The 5,906-nt window shown below is 38.8% G+C and carries 7 protein-coding genes; all 7 read right to left on the reverse strand.

The features are described from left to right. Positions 1 to 311: 311 nt before the first annotated feature. The 7 genes from AB1414_13930 to AB1414_13960 all read right to left on the reverse strand — a co-directional run bounded on the left by AB1414_13930 (position 312) and on the right by AB1414_13960 (position 5,714). Positions 312 to 2,291, reverse strand: coding sequence for a CHASE2 domain-containing protein (locus AB1414_13930; GenBank protein MEW6608521.1), 1,980 nt, complete (start codon positions 2,289 to 2,291; stop codon positions 312 to 314). Positions 2,292 to 2,598: 307 nt separating this feature from the next. Next, a complete protein-coding gene (locus tag AB1414_13935) occupies positions 2,599 to 2,925 on the reverse strand; it encodes a type II toxin-antitoxin system PemK/MazF family toxin (protein ID MEW6608522.1) in 327 nt (108 codons plus the stop codon). Beyond that, the gene (locus tag AB1414_13940) at positions 2,912 to 3,106 is read right to left on the reverse strand and encodes a hypothetical protein (GenBank protein ID MEW6608523.1); all 195 of its coding nucleotides are present in this window, start codon (positions 3,104 to 3,106) and stop codon (positions 2,912 to 2,914) included. Before AB1414_13940 ends, AB1414_13935 begins: the two co-directional genes overlap by 14 nt. Positions 3,107 to 4,450: 1,344 nt before the next feature. Next, positions 4,451 to 4,759, reverse strand: coding sequence for a hypothetical protein (locus AB1414_13945; protein ID MEW6608524.1), 309 nt, complete (start codon positions 4,757 to 4,759; stop codon positions 4,451 to 4,453). Continuing rightward, the gene (locus AB1414_13950) at positions 4,731 to 4,934 is read right to left on the reverse strand and encodes a hypothetical protein (protein ID MEW6608525.1); all 204 of its coding nucleotides are present in this window, start codon (positions 4,932 to 4,934) and stop codon (positions 4,731 to 4,733) included. The genes AB1414_13945 and AB1414_13950 overlap by 29 nt, the downstream gene beginning before the upstream one ends. Positions 4,935 to 5,178: 244 nt before the next feature. Beyond that, the gene (locus AB1414_13955) at positions 5,179 to 5,454 is read right to left on the reverse strand and encodes a type II toxin-antitoxin system YafQ family toxin (protein ID MEW6608526.1); all 276 of its coding nucleotides are present in this window, start codon (positions 5,452 to 5,454) and stop codon (positions 5,179 to 5,181) included. Beyond that, the gene (locus AB1414_13960) at positions 5,451 to 5,714 is read right to left on the reverse strand and encodes a type II toxin-antitoxin system RelB/DinJ family antitoxin (protein ID MEW6608527.1); all 264 of its coding nucleotides are present in this window, start codon (positions 5,712 to 5,714) and stop codon (positions 5,451 to 5,453) included. The genes AB1414_13955 and AB1414_13960 overlap by 4 nt, the downstream gene beginning before the upstream one ends. Between the last annotated feature and the right edge of the window lie 192 nt (positions 5,715 to 5,906).

The following is a 5,906-nucleotide window of genomic DNA, read 5'->3' on the forward strand; positions in this document are numbered from 1 at the left end:
CCACAGACTCGTATCCTCTGGTGTAGAACAGATATTCCCCCTTAATAAAGGGGGTTAGGGGGTTGTCCTTCTCCCATTTTCATTGCCCTTTGTGAGCCTTGGCTCATGTCCGTTTCCCCTGAAAATAATCCGCAGATTTCGCAGAGGACACAGATTTTTATTTTTTTATCTCCCCACTGGCGGGAGATTAAGAGGTTAGGGGATTCTTTTATTCCCGAATCCCGAGCCCCGAGTCCCGAGTTCCTTAATTTTCATCGTCATTTGTGTCCTGCAGGGGCATGAGCGTTCTCCTGAAAATAGACCACAGGCTATCACTTCACCGCTGGTGCTGAAACTTCCTCTATTACGGATGTTTTTTCTGTTCGCAGTGGTATGGTAAAGGTAAAGGTGCTTCCTTTTCCCACTTCACTCTCTAACCAGATTCTCCCTTTATGTAGTTCTATCAGTTTTTTGGTTAGGGGGAGACCAAGCCCTGTGCCTGCATATTGTCTGCTATAAGCACTATCAACCTGTTCAAATTCCTCAAAGACCCTTTGTTGGTCCTTCTCAGCAATTCCGATACCTGTGTCCTGGACTGAAATTTGCACCATCTCATCTACTGGTCTTGCATTTACATTTATCCTTCCTCCTTCAGGGGTAAATTTGATGGCATTGGAAAGGAGGTTATACATTATCTGTTTAAATCTTGTTGGGTCTGTGTGGACAGTAGAAATGCCTTCTACCTTAAATTCAAGCAAAAGGTTCTTCTTTGAGGCTAATGTCTTGACTAATGTCTCACATTCACTTAATGTCTCTTTTAGAGGGATTTCTTCGATAGTAAGTTCTATCTTTCCTGCCTCTACCTTAGAAAGGTCTAAGATGTCATTGACGAGCGTTAAAAGATGTTTACCACTGGTATGGATATTGTTGGCATATTTTGTTTGTTTCTCATTCAGTTCACCAAAGGTCTTTGCTAATAAAATTTCAGAAAACCCAATGATTGAATTTAAAGGTGTGCGGAGTTCATGGCTCATATTTGCCAGGAATCTTGATTTTGCCTCAGTTGCCTCCTGAAGCTGTTTATTAGTAACATTTAATTCTCTGGTAAGTTTGGTAATAGTCTCTATCGCCTCCTCCATTCCCGTTTTTTTCTGACTGCCCTTAAAAAACTCAACGAGTTTCTGATGTAGTTTATGTTCTACTGTAAAAATTTTCTCTATGACAATCCACATAAAAACCAGAGGCACTGTGAGTAAAAAAGGTGCAATAGGCAGGTGAATATGCAGGTAGGTAAAAAGTAAAAAAGAAGTATGTATAATTCCAAGCAGTATCACTACGGCTATGATGGTATTATACATAATTCGCTCCCCTTTAATGAAAAGAGCTATTACCAGCCCAAGAATAAGTATTACCAAAATAACGGCTATTTTGTTTAATGGAACAATATAATTTCCGTTTAGAATTGTATTGATTATATTAGCTTGAACTACTACACCGTTTGAAATTCCTGCGTATTTTGAAAATGGGGTTAGTTTTTCATCACCCATTCCTCTGGCAGTGCAACCAACCAAAACAATTTTATCATGGAAATAGTTAGCCGGGAATTCCCCTCTTAACACTTTGTAGTAAGAAATGTGTTTAACCCTTGTGCTGGCAAAGTTTATATACATAATTTCTTTAGGCACTCTTAAATTTCCAACAGCAAAGGCGTTTTTTAATTCAATTATCTTTTCTGCTTTCAGATAGTTTCGCACGAGCTCCAGCCCAAATGCAAAAAATCTCTCGCCTCTAATATCTTGAGCCAGTCCTACCTGGCGCACAACACCATCTGCTGAAGGCATAACATTTCCATGTCCCAGTCCTGCCGCAGAGTCAGCCAATTCAGGAAATGGTTCAATCCATCTCATTTCTTCTCCAATGGAATCATAAGTTACCAGATAAACAATAGATTTAGCCGCTTTAGTTGCCGCAGTTAATTTTCTATCTTCTGAAGGGTTGCGTCTATCTGGTTCAGCAAAAAGTATATCCATTCCAATTGTCCGTGCACCTGCCTGAGATAACTCATTAATCAATTCTGCATGAGAACTCCTATTCCATGGCCATCTTCCAATCTCCTTCAAACTTTGTTCATCTACTGCCACAATAACAATTCTCTCATCAGTCGCCAATTCCCCTCGAAAACAGAATCTCATATCATACATCTGCCATTCCAATCCATTTAAAAGATTACATCCATACAATATTGACACAAAAATACCCACAATAGAACCTATTAAAAATTCTTTGCTTTTTCTTTTTTTTACCTCTTCCATCAGTTTTTAACCTCTAAAAGACAGTGGAATTTTCTGAAGTTGATAGGTTTGGCTTCCATCTACTTACACTATAACGATAGAGTTCAGCGGCGGCGGGAAGAATTACCACTAAACTTTATATACATAACAAAACTTTGGTTAACCACAAAACTTTGAAAAGCAGTTAGTTTCCCCGCAGTCCGTTGCAACGATTTGTTAGGCAAAAGATTCACTCTGCCGTCTTTTTTTCTTCTTCTGACTCGCTTCCATTCTTAATAATTTAGTATTGTATCCACAGAATTCAAAGTTATTAATTAAGATGTAGTCCCTAAAATGTATATAATTTCTGCCACAGTGTAGCAATCATATTTTTATCATGATCTGTAAGTTGTCCTAACCGACGTGTAATATTGTTCTTTTCTAAACAAGCAATCTTTGCTAGCCGTACCCAAGACTCTCGTAACAATTCAGTGCTTGGCCAATCTCTCAATTTGTAGTCGCCTTGAGCATATCGTTCTTTTGTGGTTATAGGAGCTAAAATGATATCTGCATCACCTATGTCCAAAATTACGAGAGCAGATCGTCTTTTCCTATAACCATTACTTGATTGTGGGAAATCTATTAATACAACTTCTCCAAATTTATAATTCATCATAGATTGCATCCTGATCATCGTAGGCTTCTAAAAAGTGTTTTCTTGTTGCTTCTTGCCATAAACGACTTTCTTCTCTCTCATCTGGAATAGAAACCTGAATATATTCTCTTCGATAAAGAGAAATTGGTTGTCTCAACTCTAAATGGGTTGAGTCCAAAATCTTTGCTTCAATAATCTGCATATTTTTTCCCTCCTTCGACTTTTTTCTGTTTTTATATTTCGACTAATCTCACGAGCAAGTGATTGACTAAAATAAGGAAATAAGTCACAGCCTGCCCTGAACTTGTTTCATATCTACATTGCTGGATTAGGCAAAAATTTCACCTCATAGGTGCGATTCTAATAATGCTCCCGCTCATTTTTTCTGTATCTCATATCAATTTTAGTAAGCGTTCAGGTGGTGTAACAAAAGGAGATGTGGAGATTAAGGAGATAGGGAGATATTATTAAAAAAATTGAAATTAATAGAAACTAATAGAAATTTATGGAAATTTGTTGTTTTCCACAATCAATTTCTACCTATTTCTATAAATTTCAATCTATATTCTATTATCTTATCTCCATATCACTCTTATCCCCTTTCTTACACTTTTGATATCTAGCCTGAACGGTTACCCCATTTCTTACTTCCTATTTTTGTAACCGTTCACCGCAGAGACACAGAGACGCAGAGAAAAAATTAAAATCTATTCACCAGAGACAGAAATTTCCTTTTTTGTGCATTTCGGGACTTTCCTTGTTTATTAATCTTTTAATACGGACTTTCGACTAACTGTTTTTTAAGCCTTTTTAAACACCGAAAAACACGAAAAAAAAAGATATGTAACCGTTCAAGGGCTATACATTAGAAGTGTAAACAAGGAGAAATGGAGAAAAGGGAGAATTGGAGAAATGGCTCAAACTTTTTCTTGCTCCACCTTTCGGACATCAATCCTGGTGTCGTGTTGAGTAAGTTTTGCACGGGGCATCATCAGGTTTCGTAACCTGCAAACGGATAGTTACCAGAATCAAATTCCGTGCGTTATTTGTTCAACACGACACTAACTTTTTATGGACATTAATACAGGCATTAATAATCTTATCAGTTAACTCTTCTTTTCTCCACTTCTCCATCTTCTCCCTTTCTCCTTATTTTTATCCTACCTGAACTCTTACAAAGATATTTTCCTCTCTGTTTCTCTGCGTCTCTGCGGTAAAGGATTACCTGAATGGTTACCTATTTTTATGCAAGAGGCTTCATCTGTCCTCTGACTTCTGCTATTTATCCGTGTTAGTCAATGGCTGAATAGTTACGGTTTGGTAAGATACCTACTATCTATTTGCAGTATAACGATTGAGCTCAGCCGCCGAGCATAAGCGAGGTCGGCTGCAGCGATTGGTCAGTCGAAGTCTACCTTTTTCTACAACCTTTTGTTCACGAACCAAGGGTGTCTTTTGTTTCTTCAGTATTCTGCACTTATCGCAAATAAGTTTATTTGGACAACCCGTATCGGCTCCACAGCTTAAACAAGAAAATACTTTCTCTTTAACTTCCACCGATTATCACCTCCTGGGGCTGACAGAGGAAAATCTTATTTAGATTAACTGTTTTGTTTACCTCGTTCACCGCAACCATAATCTCAAGACTCACAATATGTTCAAAGTTATAGCTTACTAATGCATCAGCTTTCCATAAGGTTGCAATGGCAATATGAAGAGCATCTGCTTTAAAATCAGAAGGTACAATTTTCTTGTCGCAGTATGTTTGTGCAAGTTCATCTGCTTGTTTCCTTAAACGAATCGGGACCCTTTTTAATTTTGCTTCCTCAAACCTTTTGCCATAATCTCTTAGCAATATGCTCTGGTGCAGCTTCGATCTCTTGCTCACTAATCCAAGAATAAGCTCCGATAAACCTTCCATCAGCAATTTGCTGCAAAAGCAAGTTGGCTTCAGCAAAGCGAGTGGGATTACCGCGATTCAATGACCAACCTAATATTGACGAATCAAGATATAATCGTAACTTTCTCATATAGACTAATCTCCCTTCAATCTCGGCTAACGACTGAGTTCAGCGGCGGCGGGAAGAATTACCACTAAACTTTATAAGTAAGACAAAACTCTGATAAACTACAAACTTTTGAAAAGCAGTTAGCCCCCGCCGTCCGCTGCAACGATTTGTTAGGAAAAAGTTCCACTTCACCGTCTTTTTCTTCTTATTTCTCTATTCCATAATTAATGTCTGCCCCAATCCTTATGCAATTGTTGAGCACTCACTACCTCTTGAATAAATCTGAGTGAGTACCTGTCCGCTCAAAAACAATTGTATTTCCCTGAATCTTGTATATCAACAACCAGTCCGATTCTATGTGGCACTCTCGCCGATCCACATAATCTCCGATAAGTTTGTGGTCTCGGTGTATCGGATCCAATTGTTCACCGTCAAGCAGACATCGGACAATCATTTTTAATTTCTCCATGTTCTTTCGGCGATTCTGGGCGAGTTTAATATCTTTAGAGAACTGCTTCGTGTAGACAGGCGTATACATCATATCCCCAATTTCCGGAACATGTCTTTTGCATCTTTACAGAGAATTACATCACGCCCGGCATCTGTTGCCTCAAACGTCCTTTGCGTTGTCTTGTTTGGAATTGCAACGTCAAAGGGCAGTCCTTTCCGAAGAACCACCTGCTTGTAGAAGATGGCTATCGCCTGAGTTGTTGAAACACCAAGACGGCGGAAGATGCTTTCAGCGTGTTCCTTTAGATCAGATTCTACTCTAGCATAGATGACAGCGTTCTTGCTCATCATATTTACTCCTTTCACACCAATAATTATAGTACAAATGAGTTGCAGTTGTCAATTGCTTTTGTTGCCTAACGATAGAGTTCAGGTGCGGCGGGGAGAATTACCACAAAAGTTTGATAGCAAGATAAAACTTTGAGAGACCACAAAACTCTGACCACGGCACAGTCCCCCGCCGTCAACTGCAACGCAGGGTTA

Source organism: bacterium (genome assembly GCA_040755795.1).
Taxonomy (GTDB): Bacteria; UBA9089; CG2-30-40-21; order CG2-30-40-21; family SBAY01; genus JBFLXS01.

Excerpts from the sequence above, each read along its gene's own strand:
- AB1414_13930 (MEW6608521.1), bottom strand. The coding sequence starts at position 2,291 with ATGGAAGAGGTAAAAAAAAGAAAAAGCAAAGAATTTTTAATAGGTTCT.
- AB1414_13960 (MEW6608527.1), bottom strand. The coding sequence starts at position 5,714 with ATGATGAGCAAGAACGCTGTCATCTATGCTAGAGTAGAATCTGATCTA.
- AB1414_13955 (MEW6608526.1), bottom strand. The coding sequence starts at position 5,454 with ATGATGTATACGCCTGTCTACACGAAGCAGTTCTCTAAAGATATTAAA.
- AB1414_13940 (MEW6608523.1), bottom strand. The coding sequence starts at position 3,106 with ATGCAGATTATTGAAGCAAAGATTTTGGACTCAACCCATTTAGAGTTG.
- AB1414_13950 (MEW6608525.1), bottom strand. The coding sequence starts at position 4,934 with ATGAGAAAGTTACGATTATATCTTGATTCGTCAATATTAGGTTGGTCA.
- AB1414_13935 (MEW6608522.1), bottom strand. The coding sequence starts at position 2,925 with ATGATGAATTATAAATTTGGAGAAGTTGTATTAATAGATTTCCCACAA.